This window comes from Rhizomonospora bruguierae, from assembly GCF_018397995.1.
Classification (GTDB): Bacteria; Actinomycetota; Actinomycetes; order Mycobacteriales; family Micromonosporaceae; genus Rhizomonospora; species Rhizomonospora bruguierae.
In genome coordinates, this window is record NZ_BBQH01000158.1 from 1 (window position 1) to 1049 (window position 1049).

Sequence of the window (1049 nt, forward strand, 5' to 3'; positions counted from 1 at the left end):
TTTCTTGGATGTGCGTGGGCGTCGACTCCTGAGCCGGAGAGCAACTTCGGAATGGAGGCCATCGGGGAAGGCCTGCGGCGTACCCGTGGCGAGGCTACCGGGGCAAAGCTGGGCACCGCCCCCGCCGATCGGAACACAGTGAACACGGGAACCGTCCTTTGGCCGCCCTTCCCACCGCCCGGCCAGGGCGGTGGCGGGCAGGTCCACCGTCGGCTGACGGCCAAGGGGCGGGGCGGAGTCGTCGTAGTAGTCGCGGGAGTTACGCCCCGACGTGGAGAGCGGGAAAGCCGCTTGCAGGGCGAAGGACGACAGCGAGTTCGCAGCCTTCGGGTTGGAATGCCAGGAGCGCGCCGGTGAATATCGACGATCCATGGCCGACGCTAGAAGAAGCAGAGGTCAGGGTACTGGAGATCCAGACGAAGCTGCACCGGTGGGCCCTCGACGGCCCCGACCGGAGGTTTCATGATCTGTACAACCTCGTCTGGAACCCGGCGGTCTTGCTGGTGGCATGGCACCGGGTTCGTTCCAATCGAGGAGCACGATCGGCGGGAATCGACGGGTTACGGCCCAAGGATCTCCCGCCCGGGCAGAGCCTGTTCCTGTTCAAGCTCCATCTGGAGCTTCGGGCCAGGGCGTTTCAACCTCTGCCCGTCCGGCAGCGGCGCATCCCCAAGCCCAACGGCAAGACCCGGGCCTTGGGTATCCCCATCGCGAAGGACCGGATCGTGCAGGCAGCGCTGAAGCTGATCCTCGAACCCGTCTTCGAGGCGGACTTCAAGCCGTGTTCCTACGGCTTCCGCCCTGGAAGACGGGCCCAGGACGCGATCGCCGAGATCCACCTGATGGCCTCCAACTCCTACGAGTGGGTGCTGGAAGGCGACATCACGGCGTGCTTCGACGAGATCGACCACACGGCCCTGATGGACCGGGTGCGCCGACGCATCGCCGACAAACGCGTCCTGGTGCTGGTGAAGGCGTTCCTGAAGGCTGGCGTCCTCGCCGAGGACGACATCCTGCGCGACACCCGCACCGGCACCCCGCAAGGCGGC

At 66.3% G+C, this 1049-nt stretch carries 1 protein-coding gene; it reads left to right on the top strand.

All coding sequences use genetic code 11. The features are described from left to right. Positions 1-353 precede the first annotated feature (353 nt). On the top strand, positions 354-1049 hold a 696-nt coding region (locus tag KJS59_RS30615), incomplete at its 3' end, for a reverse transcriptase domain-containing protein (protein ID WP_249715195.1).